Origin of the sequence: Gilliamella sp. Nev6-6 (assembly GCF_001690605.1) — a bacterium.
Classification (GTDB): Bacteria; Pseudomonadota; Gammaproteobacteria; order Enterobacterales; family Orbaceae; genus Gilliamella; species Gilliamella apicola_C.
In genome coordinates this window covers 1-21,747 of record NZ_LZHP01000079.1, presented here as the reverse complement: position 1 = coordinate 21,747, position 21,747 = coordinate 1, and the positions used below count along the sequence as shown (strand labels likewise).

Below are 21,747 nucleotides of genomic sequence, written 5' to 3'. Positions count from 1 at the left end.
CTTTACAATGGTAATATGCTTTGCTTTTAGTTGGGTGTTTGCTCCATGTGGGTTATTATATTTATATTTTCAATCATCTAAGTTAGGATAAAGCGCTTATAACTAGACATTTTTATTTAAAAAGAGTATGGTGTGTGCTTTGTTACGTGGTTCGTGAACCTCCCACGCTAAAAAACTAAGGAAAATTATGAATAAAGTTACACTACTTGGCGATCAATCTGTTCGCTATCCTACAACCTATTGTCCTGAAATACTCGAAACGTTCGATAATAAACACCCAACTAACGATTATTTTGTTAAGTTCAATTGCCCAGAATTTACTAGTCTTTGTCCTATCACTGGGCAACCTGATTTTGCGACGATTTATATTTCATACGTACCTAATATTAAAATGGTTGAAAGTAAGTCACTCAAGCTATATCTCTTTAGTTTTCGTAATCATGGTGATTACCACGAAGATTGCATCAATATTATTATGAAAGATCTTATTAAACTAATGGATCCTAAATATATTGAAGTCTGGGGAAAATTTACCCCTCGCGGTGGAATCTCTATCGATCCTTATGCAAATTATGGTAAAGCCGGCACTAATTGGGAACAAATAGCGATGAGCCGTTTGGCTAATCACGATCTTTATCCTGAAAAAGTCGATAATCGCTAATTCAATTTACCCTAACAGGAAACTCTCAATGCAAACTCGTAAAGCACTAGTGATATTTTCTGGTGGGCAGGATTCTACTACCTGTTTACTGCAAGCCATTGCTGATTATGGTCGTGAAAACGTCGAAACCATCAGCTTTCAATATGGTCAACGTCATGCTATTGAACTTGAAAAAGCCAAGTGGATTGTTGAAGATCTTGGCGTTAAGCAAACCGTGGTGGATACCTCGGTGATTAAACAGACGACCAATAATGCTTTGATTGATGATTCACAACAAATCACCGCAGCCAAAGAAGGCGATTACCCTAATACTTTTGTGGATGGACGTAATATGCTGTTTTTGCTTTTGGCTGGTTGTCATGCCAAGCAACACGGTATTAGTGACATTATTATTGGCGTTTGTGAAACCGATTTTAGTGGCTACCCTGATTGTCGTGATATTTTTATTAAATCAATGAATGTATCGATGAATCTTGCTATGGATTATAATTTCAATCTCATTACCCCTTTGATGTATTTGACTAAAGCTCAAACATGGGAAATGGCTGATAAACTAGGTTATTTGGATTATGTCCGCGACCATACTCATACTTGTTATTACGGAGTTGATGGTGGATGCGGCAAATGCCCGAGCTGTATTCTTCGAGATAAAGGATTAACAAAATACCTTAATCATTCAAATTAATTGAAACACTGGGTTCACTTACCCCATTAAAAAAGGACAAATTTATGCACCTGAACGCTAATTCAGAACATATAAACCAATTTACTCACGCACAGCAAATCAAGGCTCTAAGCTGGCTTTCGTTTTTTCATATTTTGGTTATCGCTTCCAGCAATTATTTAGTACAAATTCCATTTGATATTTTTGGTTTCCAAACCACTTGGGGGGCGTTTACTTTTCCATTTATCTTTCTTACTACCGATTTAACTATTCGGGTATTTGGAGCGAGTTTAGCTAGGAAGATAATTTTTGTGGTGATGCTTCCCGCATTGCTATTTTCATATGTGATTTCTGTACTATTTTTTGAAACACATTGGGTTGGTTTATCGGCATTGACGGAATTTAATAGTTTTGTTTTTCGAATTGCATTAGCAAGTTTTGCCGCTTATTTAGTTGGACAATTGATGGATATTACTGTCTTTAACTATTTAAGAAAAAATAAATCGTGGTGGGTTGCACCAACAGCATCGGCTATCTTTGGTAATGGTATTGATACTATTGTCTTTTTTGCTATTGCCTTTTATCAAAGTAGCGATGAATTTATGGCAAATCATTGGGTCGAAATTTCTTTAATGGATTACAGTTTTAAAATTATCATTTGTGGCTTATTCTTTTTGCCTCTTTATGGTGTGATTTTAAATTTTATCCTAAAAAAATTAATGTTTGTCTCCAAAACTAATTAATCGTTATAACCTAAATTCCATTGACTTATCTTAATAAACTAAAACTCATTAATTATTTTTGATGAGTTTTAATTCTATTTTCAATGTATGCAATAAAGACTATAAAAAACGTTCAGAAAAGTCATTGATTTTATTGAAGTTTTTCTTTCTGGTATTTGTAATAAAATTGCTCAATCTGTTGCTACACGCTTTGCTAAAAAGCGAAGAACTGTGCATAATATATATAAAATATAATCAATATCAATAATAATAAAATATGAGATGGGAGGTGGACAAAGTATGGCATTAGTAAAACATTTAGCTATATTTAGCCTATTGTTAGCTTTAGCGGGGTGTGACAATAAAGAAAGAGAACAAACAGCAAATGCAGAGCAATCATCACCGCAATTAGCAACAGAAGTTATTGATAACAGCAACACGACCAAAATTGGTGAGCCTAATGAAAATAATAAAATAGCGCAAGATCAATCACCAACAACGGTTTTTAATCCCACACCAGAATTAATCGAAAAATATCATGGTAAGGCCTTAACGGTCATAGATAGTTCCGAAACCATTCTGGATGGTTCTAGCACGTTGGTTGTAACCTTTTCTGTTCCTTTAAATCCTAATCTTAATTTTTCTAATTTGCTTCGTTTAGTTGATAAAAAAATGGGTAATGTTGATGGAGCTTGGGAGCTGTCAGATAATGGACTCGAATTAAGACATCGATACCTTGAACCCAACCGTGAATTAGAGCTCACTATCGATAAAATGTTAGTTGCAATTAATGGCAACAGTTTAAAAGAAGTCTACCAAACCGAATTTAAAACTCAAGATCGCCAGCCGTTTGTTGGTTTTGCTAATAGTGGTGTTTTACTGCCTAGCAAATCAATGAGTGGTTTACCGATTACTACGCTTAATGTTAATAAAATTGATATTAACTTCTTTAAAATCAAACCTGAACATTTATCGGAATTTATTTCTGATTATGGGTTTATTAATCAAATAACAAGTTGGAACTCAAATAATATCAATAAATTTGCTGATTTAGTTTATTCATCTCGCTTTGATCTTAACCCTAAACGTAATTTTCAAGAAACGGTATTGCTTGACTTATCCTCAATTTCTCAATTACAGCAAGAAGGTATTTATTTTGCCGTTATGAATCAAGCGGGAACTTACAATTATTCCAACCCTACATCACTATTTTCGATTAGCAATATTGGTATTGCTGTTCATGCGTATGAAAATGGTAAATTATCAGTGCTTACGCATGCACTAGACAATGGTCAGCCTCTTGGCGACGTTGATATATTGATTTTATGTAATAAAAGTATTCGAGAGAGCAATAAAAACTGTTCCACCATTTTAGCTAAAACTGATGCAGACGGTTATGCTGAAGTAACCTTACCAAAAGGTATGGATTATGCTTTACTTACCGCAAATAAAGGGCAACAAATTTCTTTTGTAAATTTAGATCGTAATGCATTAAATTTAAGCAAGTATAACTTAGTCGGTTCGGCTTTTTATCAAAAACAGCTATTTGTTTTTGGCGCTCGTGATTTATATCGCCCTCAAGAAACGGTTTATTTTAATGCGCTTTTACGTGATGCTAATGGTAAGCCATTGCCAACCCAACCTATTGTGGTTGATGTTATGTTACCAGATAATCAAATTGTTGAAAATTTTACTATCAATGCTAAAGCTGACTCAAATGGCTTATATCAGTGGCAATATGTTATTCCTGCTAATGCAGCAACAGGTAAATGGGCTTTTCGTTTTAATCTAGGTGATGATAACTACCGTTATGCCGGGTTTCATGTGGAAGAATTTTTGCCAGAACGCATGGCAATGGAAATTACAACCGCATCAGACAAGCCGGTTATCTTGGATAAGAATGTCAGTTTTAATGTTAAAGGCTGGTATCTTTATGGTGCTCCAGCAATAGGTAATAACTTAGAAGGTCATGTTTATCTTAAAAAAGCAGATTCAATTGCTAACTTAGCCAATTATAAAATTGGACGTGTGACTGATGATAATCTTGATCGCCAACTTGATAATATTGACATGGTTCTGGATAAAAATGGGATTACACAAGTTGGCATTGATACTAGCGATTGGGGTAAATTAAGCTCTCCAATTAAAGTTATTTTACAAGCAAGTTTGCTTGATTCTGGTGGGCGCCCTGTTACGCGTTATGCAAGCCAAACAATTTGGCCAAATGAAAAAATGCCTGTGGTACGTGCGTTGTTTTCTCAATCGCTTTATTATGATTGGTCAACAGATCGTTATGAAAATAGTCCCACAGTTGATAAAGGTGCTAATGCTGAATTTGAAGTTGCCTATGTCAATACTGACGGAAAAAAGCTAGCATCAAATCATTTAAAAGCAAAAATTATTCGTGAACGTCGCAACTATTATTGGAGTTGGTCTGACGATGCAGGGTGGCACCAAGAATCTAATTTCAATGAATTTGTTGTTCAAGAACAACCACTAACTATTGATGAAAATGGTACAGCTAAAGTAAGTTATCAAACAGAGGATTATGGGTCTTATCGTATTGAAATTGTTGATACTACAAATAATATTAGCAGTAGTTTACGTTTTCGAAGTGGTTACAATTGGGAAGATAACACAAATGGCACAAATGCTGTTCGGCCTGATCAAGTTAAACTAAGCCTTGATAAAACTGCTTATTCAGTTGGTGATACCGCTAAAGTACGAGTACAAGCTCCTGTTGCTGGATCAGGCTATATTTCACTTGAAACTAATGACGGAATGTTATGGAAAAAAGATATTGCTGTTGATGACCAAGGCCTAGATGTTGAGATACCAATTAAAGACTGGGGGCGCCATGATATTTATATTAATGCGATGATCATTCGACCATCAACTGATGCTGCTGTACAAACAATTAAACGAGCAATTGGTTTACTTTATTTGCCAATTGACACGTCAAATCGTCAATTAACCGTGAGCCTTGACGTTCCGCAAAAAACAGAGCCAGAAAAAACAATTCCAATTAAAGTTAAAATAGATAAAAACGCAATACAACAAGATCACAAAGTAACCGTATTGGTTTCAGCCGTTGATTCGGGGGTATTGAACATTACTGGTTTTGCAACACCTGACCCATACAGCGCATTCTTAGGGCGTAAACGCTATAATGTTGATCTTTACGATGTATATGGCAAATTGATTGAAGGCAAAGGGCGTAATGTAAATATAAGTTTTGGGGGGGATGCTTTACTCGGCGCAGAAAATACGGGGGGTAAAACACCATTAACTGACGTCAATATTGTTGCCCAGCAATTGCAAACTATCGAACTGAACAATGAAGGTGAGGGGGTTGTTAATCTTACTTTACCTGATTTTAATGGCGAATTGCGCATAATGGCTCAAGCATGGGATGATAGCCGTTTTGGTAAAGCAGAACAAACTATGATAGTTGCTTCACCAGTAATTGCAGAGCTATCCACTCCGCGATTTTTATCTGGTGGCGATCAAGCCACATTAGCGCTAAATCTTCATAATTTAACCGAAAAAAAACAAACAATACAGCTTGAAGTTTCAACAGGAGGTTTGATTTTTCAAAATTCGGTAAACACTACAGCAATAACTTTAGAAAGCAAGCAAAGGCAGATTATTCAATTGCCTGTTGTTGCTAATTATGGCTATGGGCAAGGATCTATAACAATTAATGTTAAAGGGATTTTGTTAGATGATGGTTCAAATTACCAAATCAAACGTTCATGGCATGTAGGCGTTAGACCTGCTTATGCTGCGACCACAAAATACTATGCGGCAGCAATAAATGGTGGTGACAGCTGGGTTTTACCTGAAGAGAGTATTGCCGAAATGATTGAAAATACGATTGATGGTAAATTGATTGTATCAAATCAACCACCGCTGAATATAGCTCAGTATATCAAGTCGTTATTGTCCTATCCGTATGGCTGTTTAGAACAGACTATTAGTAGCTTAATGCCATCATTATATGCAAACCAAGAACAGTTGGCTGCATTAGGAATCAAAACTGAATCGGATACCAAACGTCGCGAAAAAGTACAAGTAGGGATTTCTCGAATATTATCAATGCAACGTAATGATGGTAGTTTTGGTTTATGGACTAAAGATAGTTCAGAAGATCATTGGTTAACCGTGTATGCGACCGACTTTTTATTGCAAGCTAAAGAGCGTGGTTATAATGTTAATAATGCTGCACTTGATGCGGCTATTTCTCGTATTAACCAATATATTTATGATGTGAATGTATTTAATAGTTTACAAAACTATAATGATAATTCACAAGTAAGTGACTACACGCAATTTGCAACTAAAGCTTATGCTTTAGTTGTACTAACCAAACAAAATAAAATCACTGTACCTGTACGTAATGAAATTAATAAAATGTATCAACAGATCACCGAAAGCGATTTTAAGGTGTTTTCGCCGTTGCCAGTTGCTCAATTAGCATTATCAGCCAAACTTGCAGGTTTTGAAAATATCTATAACAGCTTAATGCCACAAGTATTTACAAAAAGTTACGACAATCAATATCCTTGGCTTGGAGAGTATGGGAGTGCAGTTCGTGATAATGCGTTAATTTTAGCTTTATTGATTGAAAACAAGTTGAGTATTGATAAACAAGCTGACTACTTAATCCATTTATCTGATTTACTCAATGATACTCGCTATTTTTCAACCCAAGAGCTTAGTGCATTATTTGTGGCGGGTTGGTCATTGGATCAACATAAATCTTCAAAGCAATTTAATGTTACAATTAATAAACAGAGCAATGATGTAGATACTAGCTTATCACGCTCACTCGATTTTGCTAATTTAGCAAACGGATTAACGATTTCGAATCCAGAAAATGCACAGCCACTTTATATTAAATTGACCGTTTCCGGTTATGGTAAAAAAACCCCTGCGCCAACAAGTGATGAAAATAAATTAACAATTAATCGCTCTTATTATGATTTAAAAGGAAATAAAATCCAACCTGATCAGATGAAAGTAGGTGATTTAATGGTGGTTTTATTAGATGTCAACGCTCATAAAGAAGCTATTCATGATGCATTAATCGTTGATTTCTTACCTGCTGGACTTGAAATAGAAAATCAAAATCTAACTAACAGTAGTGTCAGCTTACAGGCGATCCCTGAATTAGCCAATCTATTGAAAGATGATGATAGTAATGATATTAAACATCAAGAATTCCGTGACGATAGATTTGTTGCTGCGGTTGATATCAATCATTATGTGAGTGAAGATTCTTATCGTTCACGTGTAGCTTACTTAGTTCGGGCTGTAACAGCTGGTAATTATAGGGTTCCGTATCCTTATGTTGAATCAATGTACCACCCAGATAGATTCGCTGTTGGTCAATCGCTTAACTTCATGTCTATTGTTGAACGCAAATCAGAATCGAATAATGCCGAGCAATAATAGCATTGGTATTAGAATTGATTAATAAAATACAAACAAAACGATGATCCGCTAACGAAAGTTAGCGGCACCATTTTATATTGAACCATAGATTTTTTGAGGCTTTTTGACAAAAATGAAAAAGCGCCTGCTAAAAATTCTGGCTTTATTGCTTTTTGTAATCCTACTATTAGTTGGTATTTTTTTTGTTGCCGATTGCTTGTTTCCAATATCAATAGCAAAACAAAAAAACACACAAACAATTCTTGCACAAGATGGCACTCCGCTTTGGCGATTTGCTGACGAAAACGGTGTGTGGCGATATCCTATCAAATTAGATGAAGTGCCCAATGATTATCTTGATGCTTTATTAAATTATGAAGATCGCTATTTTTATCATCATTTTGGCGTTAACCTAGCATCATTACTGCGCGCAGCTTGGCAAAATATTACCAATAAAAAAATTATTTCAGGTGGTAGTACTATTTCAATGCAGGTTGCAAGGCTGCTTTACCCTCACGATCGCACCATGATAGGTAAGCTGAAACAAATGTTTCGAACGCTACAACTTGAGTTGCACTTCAAAAAAGATGAAATTTTAACTTTATATATTAACCACGCACCATTTGGTGGCACAATTGAAGGTTTAGGTGCTGCCAGTTGGTCATATTTTGGTAAAGCACCAAAAGCATTAACGCGTAGCGAAAGTGTCTTATTAGCTATATTGCCTCAAGCTCCTAGTCGTTTGCGCCCAGATAGATACCCTGAAAGAGCCAAAAAAGCTCGAGATAAAGTTCTAACAAGATTGTCTCAATACCAAATATGGTCGCCCGATATGATAAAGCAAGTTCAAAAAGAAGAAGTCTGGGTTTATCCACGTAAAAAGCCACAGCTTGCGCCTTTATTAGCTCGTAGACTCAGTCAACAATACCCTAATATTGACATTATTCATTCAAATATTGATCTATCTCTTCAATATAATCTTGAAGATATTGCTAGAAATCGAAAAAACCAGTTACCACCTAAAACTTCACTTGCTATTTTAGTTGTCGATCATACCGATATGACTGTAAAAGGTTATGTTGGCTCAGCTGATTTTAATGATAAAGAACGATTTGGTCAGGTTGACATGATCAGTGCACTACGTTCACCAGGATCAACATTAAAGCCTTTTATTTATGCATTAGCGATTGATGATGGCATGATTCATTCTGAATCATTATTACAAGATACGCCTCGAATTAACTCTGATTACCTTCCTACTAATTTTGATAAGAGCTTTTATGGTCCTGTAAGTGCTTCAGAAGCGCTAAAAAATTCGCTAAACCTACCAGCGGTTCAACTAATTGAACACTATGGTCCTAAAAGATTTACCGGTAACCTTGTGGACATTGGTTTATCCCTTGTATCTACTGGTAATAATCCTAATATTTCATATATATTAGGAGGCGCATCGTTAAGAATGGATAATTTAGTTAGCGCATATAGTGCCTTTGCACGTCATGGACAAGTCAGTCCTTTACGATTTACGCAAATCGAACCACTGTTAAGTAAACCATTTATTAGTGATGGAAGTGCATGGATCACAAGGCAAATGTTAATTAATAACCAACAACTTGCCTATAAAACAGGGACTAGTTATGGCTATCGTGACGCTTGGGCAATTGGTATCAATCCTCGCTATTTAATTGGTATTTGGGTTGGCCGCCCAGATGGTACCCCCGTTGTTGGCCAATATGGTGCTATCACAGCGGTGCCAATTTTGCGACAGGTTAACACGCTATTATTAAATAAAGAACGGCGATTGAATCGTCCATTACCCGTGGTGACCAAACCAGTAACCGTTACCTTACACAAAATTTGCTGGCCATCAGGGCAAATACTGCCTATAACTGATGAAAACTGCCATCGTCAAAAAAGTGCTTGGATATTAAATAACATGGTACCGCCAACGCTTGATACTCTTGCATCGCTTAATAATAACATCTATCGCTCAGGCTGGGCGACTATTTGGGTAAATGATAAAGGAAAACGAGTATCAGCAGATTGTAACAATGCGCATAAAAAACAGATTGCACTTTGGCCAATAGCATTAGAAAATTGGTTATTACCTAAAGAGCGCCGACAATCAAGACTCCCTGAGGTTGATAAAAATTGCCCCATTCTTGGTAAAGATACCTTTTCGCCACTGAATATTATCGGATTGCGCGATAAACAATTGGTAAAACGCCTACCAGGGCAAAAAGATGTCACCATTGATTTAACACCACAAGGTGGCAATGGTGATAAATGGTGGTTTTTAGATGGCGAACTCATTGCGCACACCCATAACGAGCAAAAAGCATCTTTAACTATCACTCAAAAAGGCTTACATAACCTTTTATTGTTAGATCAGAGTGGGCAAATTGTGCGAATGGCATTTACTTTCGATTAATCATATAGAAAGTAAACTTATGGCTATTAGGAAAACATTATTTGTAGAATTTGCTAGCGCTATTCACTGTATTACTCAGTATAGTTACAGGCGTCAGAGTAAAATATTTAAAGGAGCATATTGTTAATTGATCTTTTCTTCCATCACATTTTACAAATGCCCCCTTTATTTTTGTATTGTAAAATTTATATTAGATATCGCAATTTATTGATGAAAAATTATAATAAAACCTAATCATTATTATAAAATTTTAAAAAAGGCATAACGCTACCATCAGGCATAAAAACACGATCATTATTTTTTTCTTTGTTCAGAGTAGTTTGATCAACATTGTACCCTAAAAGATTAGATAAAATATATTTATTCATCAACCCACTTAAATAACCAGTTGGGTTTCGAAACGACTCTATAAATTGACAGTTATAACGATCATTTGTTGATATAAACATAAACGGAATTAAAAATTGGTCAACATTTGTGTTGTTTACACCATGCCCAACATTAACGATTTCGCCATGATCCGAGGTATAAATTAAGGTATAATTATCGCTATATTTGTTAATAACATCATACAATGCTTTCACTGTACGATCTGTATGATGGATGGTCAGATCATATTTTTCAGCATCAGGTAAAGCTTGCTTATCAATTTCATCATAATTTTCATAAGGTTGATGACTTCCTCGCAAATGTACGAAAATGAATTTTTTCGGTGAATTGTCTTGTTGAAGTGCTTTTTCTAATAACTCACTTAAATGAATATCGTGCCTGCCTTCACCAAAAGTGATAACATCGCTCTTACGTGCAATAAAACCGTATTTAGTTTCAAATGAATCTTTAATCCCTTGAAGAGGTGAGGCTAGCCAATAGGTTTTGTAATGATTGAATTTAGCCATTTCAATAATCGACTTATTATTAAATAAATTATCATCACTTTCTGGAATATTAAACGAAAGCGTTAATGGTAACGAATCTCTTGTAAAAGCGGCTGCCGAGTGGCTATTTTGAATAATACAAGCACCATTTTGACTAAAAATATTGGTCATAAACGGTGTAGTTTGTTTATGGTAACCATAGGTGCTGTATCGAGTTACTAATGAGGATTCTCCCATAATTAATACTACTAAGTCGTTATCGGTTTTATTGGGTGGTAAAAGAATAGCTTCATTAAATTTTTCAATTTCATTTGTACTAGAATAGATATTTGTTGATGCAAAACTAGCTAAAAGATAGGATAAGTTACCCACAACAACAGGGTGAGTAAAACGAAGTAGGGTTGCACTTCCTTTATAATAACCACGTTTAATGTCATTATTTAAAGATGAATCTGTTGTTATAACAGTAACAATAAATAAAGCGATTATATAAACGATTATATAAAAGAAGAAGGGGATAATGGATTTAAATTTAGCAGTAATTATTTTTCTAAAAATAAATAAAATAAGAGTTGTTGCGATAAATGCGGGACCTATTATAATTAAAATTTGTTTAGACATTGAGAAAACTTCATTAGAAGTCGTATCTATAATAGAATCAAGCACGCCTGTTGATATTACTTCTCCATAATAAATGAAGTAACTAATTTCGGATAAAAATAGGAATAGAAATAGTGTACTAATCCCAACAATAAAATAATGGCGACTATAGACGCCTATATGCACAAGTACTATAAAACATAGTGTTGTTATCCAATCTATATAAAATAAAGTTTTTCCAAAAACAGGTTTATTATACAAGGTATCAGTTTTTATTATAACGATATAAGCCCAAATAGCACTAAGAACAGTGTAAACTAGCAATAAAATTAGCCATTGATTATTTTTTATAATTTTACATGTTTTCATAATTTATTTTTTATTCCTTTTTATTATTAATTAATGTGGCAAGTAAACGATTGTTCTTATAACAAAGTAATTTTTATATGAAATTTTTCATATAAACAAGGCGGATGACGAAAATTATAATTATATGTTATTTATTGTTAAATAATATACTTTATTTGTTACTAATATCAACGTATTCTATATATAAGTATATACAAATAAATAATATTAAAGGAGAAAATAATGTTTTTGCTTGTAGCTAATACGCAGATTAGAGATTTTTTTACGCAATTTATCAAAAATAAAGAAGCTGTATCAGCAATTGAATATGCCATTATTTCGGCGGGTATTGCGGCAACCGTATTAATTATCTTTCAAGGAAGATCGGGGACGATTATGTATGATTTGTTTGATGGTATATTTTCATCGATAAAAAATCGATTAGAAGTGATTGGTAGTTGGTAATAATATCCAGTATGAGGCCGTTCATAATTCTGTGTCAGTTTAATTCACAAAGAGAGCACCTTATCAAGACGATTAGGAAAAATATCATCGTGACAATGCTAAATTCTAATTTTGGCTTGGCATTGTCCATTTTTCATCCGTATTTTGCAAACTCAAATACAACAGTTTGAGCAAATTATTTTCATTAGGAAAACCGTTTTTGATCTTTGCTAATTTGCGAAATTATCGATGAATAGACTCAATAGCATTCGTAGTATAAATCACCTTACGAATAGCCTCAGGATAGTGGAAATAAGCCGATAAATTATTCCATTTACGGCACCACGACTGGATGATTATTGGATATTCATCGCTCCATTTTCACTCAAGTTCATCTAACGCATCAATTGTCGCATCCGAGGCATTGCCTTGTAGACAAGTTTCAAATCACTCATAAAGACTTTGTGATGTTTAGATGCAACATACATAATTGAATGACGAATATTAATGAATAACGCAAAGTTGAGCCGCTGTTTGTGAGTAAATGGTATTCATCGCTTCAGGGAAACCAACCAAGCCATCAACACAAGCGATTAATAAGCTTTGCCAAGCCAATAAAATCAATCAAAAGTTGACTAAAACCGCCCGTCTCCAACCCAATGGTAAAGTTGAACGAGTAATAAGTACATTAATGGAAACGTAGCATGAACAAGAAGCATTTATCGATGCAATTAGTTGACAAGCCAACCTCGGTTATTTTATTAACTTTTACCATACAATTATACCAAATAAAGGTTTAAATTCTGTTACACCTTATGAGATACCTGAATTTTATTTTAGCTAAAATGTGCAAGCAATTCGAGGGAATCCTGCTAATAAAAAATAATTTTCTCATTTAATTTTTGATAAAAAACATTTTTGTGAAAAAATACGCTAAAAAATCAAACAATTGATTTTTATTTCTATGGTTAATAATAAATTATCATCAATTATTTTTTATTTACCATCTTGGAAAAAAAGATAATTGGGTATATTATACACCCACTTTCTGGTTAGAAAGCGATATTTTAAAATAAAAGAAATGTAAGAAATATTTAAAGGAGAAAACTATGATGTATTTATCAGCACTTCGTGCTCAAACTAGAAATTTTGTAGGCAAATTTGTTAAAAACGAAAAAGGTGTTACAGCGATTGAATATGCTATCGTTGCAGCTGGTGTTGCGGCAGTAGTATTAGTTATCTTTAATAAAGACAGCGGTCCTGTAAAAGAAATGTTGAGTAATGTATTTAGTTCTCTGAAGGAAAAACTAACAACTACTATTACTTCCTAGGTTAATTACGAACTAAAGTGTATTAATTTATTTTAGTGGATGATGATTATTAATAATTCATATTCTACTGTATGGTTATATACAACTTAGTCATACTGTTCGGGGATAATCCGTTAGGATTATCTTCGCAATAATAAGATAAAAGTAGTCAAAGTAGTTGGCTACTTTACTACTATTACAATAACAATAATAATGAAAGTATAGCATGGTTAATGAAGCGTTTAAGTTTTCTAATGAGTGGGGTGAAGTTCGTGATTTAGTATTTCAGGTTCTTGACCTTGAATTGATTGAGCAGTTGAAGAGTGATCCGAATCAGGTTCTCCGTGAAGTTCAGTCTGTAATCAGAAATATTGTTAATTCTGGTGGTGTCAGTATTACGGCAGATGAATCAAGTGTGCTGGCAAATATGATTTGCGACGAAATTGTTGGCTATGGTCCTATCGATTCGTTGATGAAAGATGAAGCAGTTAATGATATTTTAGTAAATGGTCCTTATAGTATTTATGTTGAGCGCGGAGGAATTCTTAGTAAATCTGATAAGTTTTTTATCAACGAACGCCAGCTTCTTGATATTGCAAGGCGTTTAGTTAATAAAGTTGGCAAAAATATCGATGAATCACACCCTTTAGTTGACTCACGTATGCCTGATGGTAGTCGTCTTAATGTTGTTATTCCTCCCGTTGCCATTGATGGCACATCCATGTCAATTCGTAAATTTGGTACTGGCCGTCGAACATTCCATGATTTAATAAAGTTTGGTTCTTTAAATGAGCATATGGCAAACTTTTTAGTTATTGCAGCGCGTTGCCGAATGAATATTATTGTTTCGGGTGGTACTGGTTCAGGTAAAACAACAATGCTTAATGCATTATCTGGATTTATTGGCGAGCATGAACGTACTATTACACTGGAAGATGCTGCGGAGTTAAGGTTACAACAAGACCATGTTCTTAGACTGGAAACCAAAACCGGTAGCGATGATGGTCGAGGAAGAGTAACTATGAGAGATCTATTGGTTAATGCATTGCGTATGCGTCCAGATCGAATTATCGTAGGGGAATGTCGCGGGGAAGAGGCATTTGAAATGCTTCAAGCTATGAATACTGGTCACAATGGTTCAATGTCAACACTGCATGCTAATACCGCTAAAGATGCGTTATCTCGGCTAGAAAGTATGATTATTATGGCTCAATCTGAATTACCCATGATTGCCATTAAAAGTTATATCAGTTCTTCAGTCAATTTTATTATTCAAGTTTCACGTCTTCCAGATGGGCAGCGTAAAGTAATGAGCATCACTGAAGTTCTTGGTGTAGAGTCTGGTAATATTGTCACACACGATGTTTTTAAATTCCAGATCAGCGATGAAAGAAATGATCAAGGTAAGATTCAAGGTGAATTTATCTGTAATGGATTGGTGAAACGCTCTGCGCTTTATGAAGGCGCCCAATATTACGAAATGTCAGAAATTTTAGAAAAGCTTATGTTTACTGCGATGGGGATTACAACATGATAATCGTTCTTTCAATTGTACTCGTTCTTGTTGGTGTTACGAATATTTTTTCGTTGCGCAATCGTCGAGAAAGATTACAAGCTTTCTATAGAGTCGAGGTCAAAAAAAATTCGTCTTTAGTTAGTTTAGTTGAAGAACGATTAACTAAACGAAAAAGATCTTTTTTTGCTCAAATAGCTTTGGATCTAAAAATAATAATTAAATCTTATTATGCAATACTAATGATAGAGCAATCGAAAGCTAGATTGATTGTATATATTTTAGTTGGTATTATTGCGGGCATATTTTTGAATCAACGATATATCGGCTATGGCAATTACATAGTAATTCCTGCTAGCTTTATTGCTACAATTGTTGCCATTATTTTCTTTAAGAAAAAACAGATTTCAAAAAAGTTTTACGAAACATTTCCAGAAGCGTTAAACGCTTTTTCTGGTGTTGTGTCGTCTGGCTATGCCGTGACAACAGGGTTTAAAGTATGTGGAAACTCTATTGATGGAATTGTTGGTAAAATAATGAAGGAAATTGATAGCCGACTAGAACTTGGCGAAAGTGCTGAAAGTGTCTTATTTAATTCCTACCAGCGACTTCCGTTTCCAGAATATTATTTTTTTATTTTAACTATAATGGTTAATCTTGATAGTGGCGGTGAATTAAAAGAAATTTTTAATCGATTAGCAAAAATGTTAACAAATAATCGCATCCTTACTAAAACTCGAGATGGTAAAACTGCTGAATTAAGGATGTCAATCAAAATTTTAGGTTGCATGCCTTTTGGCTTTATTTTTGCACTTAAAGGAATTTCAGAAACACACTACAACTATTTAGTTGATACAGCCATTGGTCACTATCTTTTATATTATGTTGTAGCTAGTGTAGTTATAGGTTTTTTGATAATTAATGGTATGATTAATAAGATTATTTAAATTATGGATAGTTTATTGCATATATTAATTCCAATTTTTTTAATTTACTTTGGTTGTAGCGAGCTATTTAGTTCCTATTGGTTATATCAACGAAAAGAAAAAATTAGCTTGCTTTTGAACAGCGAAAATAAAGAAAAGAAAACGCCAAAAAAACATGTAAACCAAAAAGATACTGCTTTTGAAAAAATTGCTGCTAAAAATAGTTTAAGCCTCAGTTTTTTACGTCAGTTTCAAGAGAAAAACAATTGGAAAGTGTACTCAGTCATTATTATTTTTTCGCTATTCTATTTGTTTAACCAACTTTTTTCGTTTATTGAACTTAGTTCAAGTGTGTTGCTAATTGCTTTGTTGGTAATTATTATTGTAGTTATTATTCTACCAGATAGGCTAGTAAAAAGGCAGACAGAAAAGAGAATCAGAAAAGTTTCCCGCGATTTACCATTGATTATCGATATGATGGCAATTATGGTTAGATCAGGCATGACTGTTGAAAATGGTTTTCGGTATTTAAGCATCAGAGTAAAGCCAATCAATAGTGATGTGGCCGCTATTTTAGAAAGAGCTTGTTTAATGATGGATGTGAATGGTATAGAACTTTCTATTGATTTGATTCAGCGAGAAGTACCTTGTAAAGAGATTAGAATGTTTTGTGTGACTTTAAGAAGAAGTATCAGTTATGGTAACTCAATTTATGAGGCTTTATTAGAGTTATCAGCAGAAATTAGAGAGATGCAAAAATTAACGATAGAAGAAAGAATTGCGGCTATTGCAGCTAAGATGACAGTACCTATGATGGTTTTTTTCCTTGCACCTGTTCTTGTTATCATTGCAGGACCTGTTGTTATGAATATTGTGTCAACATTAAGTAATAGATAAGGATTTAGAGATAATGAATTGCTTTTCAATATGCTGTAAGCCGATAGAGTTAATAAAAACGAAATATATTGTGGTGTGCTCTGTATTATTTTTTGTCACTGGGTGTCAAAATAGCACTTTAAAATATGATTTAAATGAACAACAGAAAATCTACATTCATGAAACAACAAAAAATTATGGCGGTTTAATTGAGCTTTATAAACAACGTTTACAACGTTTTGATACCGTAGATACAAGGTATAAGCTTGCTCGGATCTACTACCTTTCTAATGATTTCGATGCAGCAAAAAGGGTTTTAACACCGGTTTTAAATAAAACTAATAACGAAAGCGTTTTTGTTTTATACGGTCATGTTGAGTCTAGGCTTGGTAATAATGATACGGCGTTAACATATTTAGATAAAGCGATTGCAATCAATGGTAAAAATGGAGAAGCTTATAATATAAAAGGTGTTATTTTATTGAAAAAACGGCAATATGATGCTGCGCTTTATTCGTTTAATTTAGCTAGAGAAAATTTTTATGATGAAAATAAAGTCACAAATAATTTGGCCATGTTATCAATTTTGAATAAAGAATATAATGAAGCCTATAAGCATCTAAATATTCTATATACAAAAGGATACCGTGATCAAACCATTCTTCATAATTTACTTTATACGTTGGTAAAATTGAATAAAATGCAACTAGCTAAGTCATTTTGCATAGCGCATAAATTATCTAATGATCCAGAAATATTAATTCAAGAATTAAAACAAATTGAACCCAATAAAGCTATCAAATTTAATGAAATTACATCTGGACAAGCTGAGAATCAAAAGAAATATACAACTGAAAGAATAGCATCAAAACAGATATCTGAAAAAGAGATAATTGTAAAATCAGAAAAAGGGATTAAATCGGAGAATGTAGAAAGTTCGACCTTGCGTGCTAAATTATCTAATATGACTAAATTAGAAACGGCTACAGACAAGCCGGTAGATTCTAGTGCGATTTATTCAAAACCAGAAAAGGCCAACGATTCTAGCGTTTCTAAACAAAATGATCAAGCAAAGCAACCAGCAACTAAATCAACTATTTTAGCAGTTCGTTCTGGTGAGCATGACAAATTTAGCCGAATTACTATCGAAACTGTAAGTCAATTAAATAAGAATGAATACTTAATTGAAAAAATTTCTCCAACAGAGTTCAAATTATCATTTTATAAGGTCACATTGCCAGCAGCGGGTATAAATTATATTATTAACCGAATTTCGCATAGTGAACGAGATTTTTCTAACGTCACAGGAACGTTGACGGCTGAAAAGACATTAGTTTTAAATATAAAAACTAAACAAAATTCAAGAGTGAAAGATTTTTATGCAGGTCTGAATTCAAAAGGGAAGGCTCATTGTTTTGCATTTGATTTTTATTTAGAAAATAAATGAATGCAACTGAGACAACGATAAATATTGGGTACTATATGGAGTTTGCATGAAAGATAAGAAGTTAATTATTTTATATGTATTAATGTTAGTTGTTGGACTAGCATTATTATTTACAAAGTCTTCTCCTCCTGCTGTTGTTGAAAGTCCAGTTGAGCAGCAGGCTGTAGCAGAAGAACCTAAAATAGAGCTACCAAAGACAGAGATGATATCGGTTGCTTTTGCAAAACATACTATCAATAAGAAAACGATATTAACTAAAGATGATTATTATTTTAAGTCGATAGAAGTTGACAAAGACAGCAGTGAAAAGTCGAAATATATAACTGATTCGGCGGAAATTGATGCTTATGTCGCTAAGAACCATATTGCGAAAGATTCTTTTATTGAACGTAGTTTTATTGCTTCACCTAATTCGCCTGATTACCTACTTTTAGCATTAAAGGAAGGGAATTATATGTTTCCATTTAAATTAGAAAAGATGGATTTTTATTTAACGAAGAATTTGAAAAGTGGTGACCTTGTTGATCTTTATATATTTTATTCTGATGAAACAGTGCGCACTCGTAATAACAATGAAGAGGGAAAGTTGGTTTCGCCAAGTAATGATTTTGCTAAAAATCGTATAAAACCAATTATTGTTGGCAAGAAAATCCTCTATATTGATTTAGGCGATGAATTTGATCCAAATTTCCAAAAAAATGATACAGGGCAAATTCAACTAGAGCTTTCTAATCAAGAAATAAAATTGCTAAGAACATTAATGACGAACTCTAAAATTATGATATACCCGAGTATTTACAAAAAAAATGTTGAAGATGGACTACGTTCGTTAAGTGATAAAGAAAAGAAATGGCCACTATCTGATAAAGATATCTTTTTAGAGAAACAGAAACGGATTAATTTGCTCAAAGGTAACTAAGAATGCTAATAAAAATTAGATCAATTATACATAAAATTAAGCTTCTCTTTTGCTTATTATTTATGGGAATTTCTCCATTAGCTTTTGCTAATATTCATAATTTACAAGTTGGGCAAAGTAAAACAATTGTTTTACCTGATAATGTAGGTACAGTGTTCATTAGTCAAGATACTGTAGCAAATTATGAGGTCATTGAGGGCAAATCATTAATTATATATGGAAAATCAAATGGTAGAACCAGTTTGATAGTTTATGATGATGCAAACAATATTATCATTAATGATACTATTAATGTTGATCCACTTTTGTCTCAAATCACGTATAGGTTAGCTCAAAACTTCCCAAATAGTAGCGTGACAATAGATCGTTATGATAATGGAGATCCTAGTGGACGATTTGTCTATGTACTAAACGGAACCACGCCTGATAGTACAACAAAAAATAAAATTATTACAGTTGTGGGTTCACTTGTTGGGCAAAATTCCGAGCGAATTCGAACAGAGGCGTCAGGAGATGTATCAGTTAAGCCGGATCTATCGTTTCAGGATCATTATATTTATAGCAATATTATTGATAATATTAGAGTAATTGAAGAATATCAGGTTAATGTGAAACTAACCTTTGTTGAGGTTAGTAAAGAATTTACTGATTCATTAGGTATTGAATGGCAAAGTTTAACTTTGGACAGCATGATGGCTGGTGGTTCGGCTATGAATGGTGTAGGAGAGTTCACATTATTAGGGCTGAAAAAAGGATTTGATATCCACAATATTACTACAGTGATTAGGGCAATTAAAAATGATCATTTAGCTAAAGTTTTAGCGCAACCCAATTTGTCGGTTCTATCAGGTGAAAGTGCCTCATTTTTAGTCGGTGGTGAAATACCCATTGTAACTAAGAATAAAGATGGTGATGCAAATATTACCTATAAAGAGTATGGTATTAAATTAAATATTAGCACTAAAGTTAATAATGATAAGCGTATTAGGCTATTTATTGATAATGAAGTCAGCTCAGTTTCTGGTTCATATGCGTTTAATAACTATAATATCCCAACGTTATCAACTCGAAGAGCAAGCTCAACTATCGACTTATCTAATGGAGATAGTTTTGTTATTGCTGGATTAATTAACGAACAAGATGAAGAACAATTGTCTCGGCTTCCTTTTATTAGTGAGATTCCTATTTTAGGTGCAATAGCTCGTAGTGCAACAACAACTCGTGGTAAAACGGAAATGGTTGTATTTGCGACAGTTAACTTAGTGACATCGAATAATAGTTTTGATGGAGTAGAGTTACCAATTTTGGATCGTACTGATGTGATTAATGGCTTCTTCAATATTAAAAATAACATTGATAAACAAAGACGTAAAACTGTACCTGTGTCTAACGAAAGTCAAAAATTTATTAACGATATGGGCTTTATTGAATAAAAGGTTATTGGAATTCTTATGCAATTATTTGGTAATAAAAAAGATACAAATGGATCAAACGATTCTTCACAAGAATTTGTTGTTGGACGTATATCTGGTTTTCAAGTCGCAATTTTAAGTAAAAGAAGTGAATTGATTGAAAAGATTCGTTCTGTGTTATTTCTTTATAATGTATTGAGCATGGAGGTTATCCCATTAGAATTATCCGAGTTGAAAGAAGATCCTCGTTGGAATAAGTATGAAGTAGTTATTTTAGATATTAAAGATGAAGACGATGCAGAACTATTATCAGAAAATATCAACCGCTGTATACCTATTCAAGCATCAACAATACTTATAGGCAGTTATGATTCAATCCAGTTTTCTGAATTTTTGTTAAAAAAAGGGATACATTTTTTATTAGAAAGCAGCCAATTAGAGAAGATCCCCTCTATTTTAAATTCAAGAAGCTTAACTCCACCAGGTTCAAGTAAAAGAGTGGGTAGTATTGTTACATTTTTAGGCTGTAAAGGTGGAATTGGTACATCGTCATTAGTGGTTCATATACTAAAAAATATTAGTAAATTAACTAATTATCCTCTACTTTATATTCAAGGTGCAACAACAAGCCCTAATGCTGATTTTTTGTTTGAAATGCCTATACCTCAAGATGGCTCATTGACTAATGTTGAGAGTGCTTTACAAGTAAAAGTAGAAAATAGTGATAGTTCTTGGGAATATGATGAACTTAATTCTGGACAATTTAATATTACATTTATTGATCAAAATATGGGATTATCATCTTCATTTAAGCACCTTGATGATATTATTACTATTTCTAATATTATATTTATTGTAATAAATCGAGATCCTTATTCAATTAAAGTTGCTAAAAAGATATTAGAGGAAATTTCACGGAGTACTGCTCAAAAACCAGAATTTCTAAATAAGCGATTTTTAATTTGTTTAAATGACAATTCTTTCTATGATAAAAAAAATGCTTTACGTGATGACGATATTGAAGAGTTTTTAGAACGCAGTATCGACTTTAAGCGTAAATATATATCAAAGATAAGTAACTTTAAAAAGGCTGCTAATAGTAGTGAAATAAAAGAAATCTCTTCAGCTATTATTGGGAATAAGAAAATTCAAAAAAATAAGTC

The 21,747-nt window shown here is 33.5% G+C and carries 16 protein-coding genes, 1 pseudogene and 1 riboswitch; of the genes and pseudogenes, 15 read left to right on the top strand and 2 right to left on the bottom strand.

All coding sequences use genetic code 11. From position 1 onward, the window contains the following. The first annotated feature begins 140 nt into the window (after positions 1-140). Positions 141-185, top strand: a riboswitch (PreQ1 riboswitch). Positions 186-187: 2 nt separating this feature from the next. The 5 genes from queF (at position 188) to pbpC (ending at position 9,914) form a co-directional block, all read left to right on the top strand. After that, positions 188-661, top strand: coding sequence for a preQ(1) synthase (queF, locus tag A9G42_RS09445; RefSeq protein ID WP_065567963.1), 474 nt, complete (start codon positions 188-190; stop codon positions 659-661). A gap of 28 nt (positions 662-689) precedes the next feature. Continuing rightward, on the top strand, positions 690-1,346 hold the full coding sequence (gene queC / locus A9G42_RS09440) for a 7-cyano-7-deazaguanine synthase QueC (protein ID WP_065653285.1): 657 nt from the start codon (positions 690-692) through the stop codon (positions 1,344-1,346). A 71-nt stretch (positions 1,347-1,417) separates the two neighbouring features. Then, entirely contained in the window at positions 1,418-2,068 is a 651-nt protein-coding gene (locus tag A9G42_RS09435) for a 7-cyano-7-deazaguanine/7-aminomethyl-7-deazaguanine transporter (RefSeq protein WP_141673684.1), read from the top strand. Positions 2,069-2,347: 279 nt separating this feature from the next. Next, positions 2,348-7,501 carry an alpha-2-macroglobulin family protein gene (locus A9G42_RS09430; RefSeq protein ID WP_179854639.1) on the top strand — a complete coding sequence of 1,718 codons (5,154 nt, stop codon included), beginning with the start codon at positions 2,348-2,350 and terminating at the stop codon, positions 7,499-7,501. A 115-nt stretch (positions 7,502-7,616) separates the two neighbouring features. Next, positions 7,617-9,914, top strand: coding sequence for a penicillin-binding protein 1C (pbpC, locus tag A9G42_RS09425; protein ID WP_065653283.1), 2,298 nt, complete (start codon positions 7,617-7,619; stop codon positions 9,912-9,914). A gap of 230 nt (positions 9,915-10,144) precedes the next feature. Here pbpC and A9G42_RS09420 read toward each other — a convergent pair whose 3' ends face one another. Further along, positions 10,145-11,758: a sulfatase-like hydrolase/transferase gene (locus tag A9G42_RS09420; RefSeq protein WP_082212104.1), complete on the bottom strand. Its 1,614-nt coding sequence runs from the start codon at positions 11,756-11,758 to the stop codon at positions 10,145-10,147. A gap of 222 nt (positions 11,759-11,980) precedes the next feature. Here A9G42_RS09420 and A9G42_RS09415 point away from each other — a divergent pair, with 222 nt between their 5' ends. Next, positions 11,981-12,202, top strand: coding sequence for a Flp family type IVb pilin (locus A9G42_RS09415; protein ID WP_065589129.1), 222 nt, complete (start codon positions 11,981-11,983; stop codon positions 12,200-12,202). A gap of 44 nt (positions 12,203-12,246) precedes the next feature. Here the strand turns inward: A9G42_RS09415 and A9G42_RS14345 are convergent. Further along, positions 12,247-12,787: pseudogene (locus A9G42_RS14345) on the bottom strand (transposase); the annotation flags it as partial. On the opposite strand from A9G42_RS14345, the gene A9G42_RS13950 reads away from it, so the two are divergent. The 9 genes from A9G42_RS13950 to A9G42_RS09375 form a co-directional block, all read left to right on the top strand. Next, positions 12,726-12,884 carry a hypothetical protein gene (locus A9G42_RS13950; RefSeq protein ID WP_179854637.1) on the top strand — a complete coding sequence of 53 codons (159 nt, stop codon included), beginning with the start codon at positions 12,726-12,728 and terminating at the stop codon, positions 12,882-12,884. The pseudogene A9G42_RS14345 and the gene A9G42_RS13950 overlap by 62 nt on opposite strands. Before the next feature lie 406 nt (positions 12,885-13,290). Continuing rightward, positions 13,291-13,512 carry a Flp family type IVb pilin gene (locus tag A9G42_RS09410; protein WP_065653282.1) on the top strand — a complete coding sequence of 74 codons (222 nt, stop codon included), beginning with the start codon at positions 13,291-13,293 and terminating at the stop codon, positions 13,510-13,512. Positions 13,513-13,717: 205 nt separating this feature from the next. Continuing rightward, positions 13,718-15,025, top strand: a complete 1,308-nt coding sequence (locus A9G42_RS09405) for a CpaF family protein (protein ID WP_065587833.1) — start codon at positions 13,718-13,720, stop codon at positions 15,023-15,025. Further along, positions 15,022-15,951 (top strand): type II secretion system F family protein, encoded by a 930-nt coding sequence (locus A9G42_RS09400; protein ID WP_065587832.1) that lies wholly within the window; start codon positions 15,022-15,024, stop codon positions 15,949-15,951. Before A9G42_RS09405 ends, A9G42_RS09400 begins: the two co-directional genes overlap by 4 nt. Before the next feature lie 15 nt (positions 15,952-15,966). Next, on the top strand, positions 15,967-16,827 hold the full coding sequence (locus tag A9G42_RS09395) for a type II secretion system F family protein (RefSeq protein ID WP_179854638.1): 861 nt from the start codon (positions 15,967-15,969) through the stop codon (positions 16,825-16,827). Positions 16,828-16,840: 13 nt separating this feature from the next. Next, positions 16,841-18,253, top strand: coding sequence for a tetratricopeptide repeat protein (locus A9G42_RS09390; protein ID WP_065587830.1), 1,413 nt, complete (start codon positions 16,841-16,843; stop codon positions 18,251-18,253). A 46-nt stretch (positions 18,254-18,299) separates the two neighbouring features. Continuing rightward, the gene (locus A9G42_RS09385) at positions 18,300-19,172 is read left to right on the top strand and encodes a hypothetical protein (RefSeq protein ID WP_065653281.1); all 873 of its coding nucleotides are present in this window, start codon (positions 18,300-18,302) and stop codon (positions 19,170-19,172) included. A gap of 62 nt (positions 19,173-19,234) precedes the next feature. Then, entirely contained in the window at positions 19,235-20,605 is a 1,371-nt protein-coding gene (locus A9G42_RS09380; protein WP_176700821.1) for a type II and III secretion system protein family protein, read from the top strand. Between the two features lie 18 nt (positions 20,606-20,623). Continuing rightward, the coding region (locus A9G42_RS09375; protein ID WP_065653280.1) for a hypothetical protein at positions 20,624-21,747 on the top strand (1,124 nt) is incomplete at its 3' end.

What these genes read in the sequence shown, in the direction of transcription:
- queF (WP_065567963.1), top strand. Translation starts at nt 188, where the DNA reads ATGAATAAAGTTACACTACTTGGCGATCAATCTGTTCGCTATCCTACA.
- queC (WP_065653285.1), top strand. Translation starts at nt 690, where the DNA reads ATGCAAACTCGTAAAGCACTAGTGATATTTTCTGGTGGGCAGGATTCT.
- A9G42_RS09430 (WP_179854639.1), top strand. Translation starts at nt 2,348, where the DNA reads ATGGCATTAGTAAAACATTTAGCTATATTTAGCCTATTGTTAGCTTTA.
- pbpC (WP_065653283.1), top strand. Translation starts at nt 7,617, where the DNA reads ATGAAAAAGCGCCTGCTAAAAATTCTGGCTTTATTGCTTTTTGTAATC.
- A9G42_RS09420 (WP_082212104.1), bottom strand. Translation starts at nt 11,758, where the DNA reads ATGAAAACATGTAAAATTATAAAAAATAATCAATGGCTAATTTTATTG.
- A9G42_RS09415 (WP_065589129.1), top strand. Translation starts at nt 11,981, where the DNA reads ATGTTTTTGCTTGTAGCTAATACGCAGATTAGAGATTTTTTTACGCAA.
- A9G42_RS13950 (WP_179854637.1), top strand. Translation starts at nt 12,726, where the DNA reads ATGGTATTCATCGCTTCAGGGAAACCAACCAAGCCATCAACACAAGCG.
- A9G42_RS09410 (WP_065653282.1), top strand. Translation starts at nt 13,291, where the DNA reads ATGATGTATTTATCAGCACTTCGTGCTCAAACTAGAAATTTTGTAGGC.
- A9G42_RS09405 (WP_065587833.1), top strand. Translation starts at nt 13,718, where the DNA reads ATGGTTAATGAAGCGTTTAAGTTTTCTAATGAGTGGGGTGAAGTTCGT.
- A9G42_RS09400 (WP_065587832.1), top strand. Translation starts at nt 15,022, where the DNA reads ATGATAATCGTTCTTTCAATTGTACTCGTTCTTGTTGGTGTTACGAAT.
- A9G42_RS09390 (WP_065587830.1), top strand. Translation starts at nt 16,841, where the DNA reads ATGAATTGCTTTTCAATATGCTGTAAGCCGATAGAGTTAATAAAAACG.
- A9G42_RS09385 (WP_065653281.1), top strand. Translation starts at nt 18,300, where the DNA reads ATGAAAGATAAGAAGTTAATTATTTTATATGTATTAATGTTAGTTGTT.
- A9G42_RS09380 (WP_176700821.1), top strand. Translation starts at nt 19,235, where the DNA reads ATGGGAATTTCTCCATTAGCTTTTGCTAATATTCATAATTTACAAGTT.